The organism is Pseudomonas sp. EA_5y_Pfl2_R50 (genome assembly GCF_963970475.1).
GTDB lineage: Bacteria > Pseudomonadota > Gammaproteobacteria > Pseudomonadales > Pseudomonadaceae > Aquipseudomonas.
Window position 1 is genome coordinate 1 of the sequence record NZ_CAXAPT010000045.1, and the last position, 874, is coordinate 874.

At 67.5% G+C, this 874-nt stretch carries 1 protein-coding gene and 1 pseudogene; both read left to right on the top strand.

Features of this window, described 5'->3' with window-relative positions; genetic code table 11:
* Positions 1-519 (top strand): FAD binding domain-containing protein (locus AACY19_RS26590; protein ID WP_339454462.1); only part of this gene is annotated, 519 nt, incomplete at its 5' end.
* Positions 512-874: pseudogene (locus tag AACY19_RS26595) on the top strand (xanthine dehydrogenase molybdopterin binding subunit); the annotation flags it as partial. The gene AACY19_RS26590 and the pseudogene AACY19_RS26595, both read left to right, overlap by 8 nt.

The following is an 874-nucleotide window of genomic DNA, read 5'->3' on the forward strand; positions in this document are numbered from 1 at the left end:
ACACCACCCGCGCTGATCGCGCTAGGCGCGACACTGACGCTGCGCTGCGGCGACGAGCGCCGCACGCTACCGCTCGAAGATTATTTTATCGCCTACGGTCATCAGGACCGTCAGCCGGGCGAGTTCGTCGAGAGCCTGTTCGTGCCGCGTCCAACATCGACCACGAGGATCGCGATCACGAAGCTCAGCAAACGGTTCGACAGCGACATCTCCGCCGTGCTCGGCGCGATAGCGATCGATCTCGACGGCGACACCGTGCGAAGTGCGCGGCTCGCATTCGGCGGGATGGCGGCGACCCCGAAGCGCGCGACGAATGCCGAGCAGGCGCTGGTTGGCCAGCCATGGTCGGAGGCGACATTCGAAGCGGCCGCGATGGCGCTTCACGACGACTTCAAACCGCTGACCGACGTTCGCGGATCGAGCGGATATCGCCTGACGGTGGCCGCGAACCTGCTTCGCCGCATGTGGCTCGCCGGCACCGGCGAGACGGTATCTGTGCTGGAACTCGCCGATGTCTGATCGTGATCCCGGGCTGACGGGGGCGGTTCGCGCGCCCTTGCCCCATGACAGCGCCGAGGCTCACGTCAGCGGTGGCGCGCTCTATGCCGACGATCTGGCTGAGGCATCCGACCTGCTGCATCTTGCCTTTGGACAGAGCCCGGTCGCACACGGCACGATTCGCGCGATCGACCTGTCGGCGGTACGCGCGGCGCCGGGGGTGGTGGCGGTGTTCACTGCTGCCGACATTCCCGGCCACAACGACGTTAGCCCCGTCGCGGGCGATGATCGACTGTTCGCTGACGGGGAGGTCGTATGCGTCGGCCAGGCGCTGTTCGTCGTTGCCGCCACCAGCGCCACCGCGGCACGGCGCGCC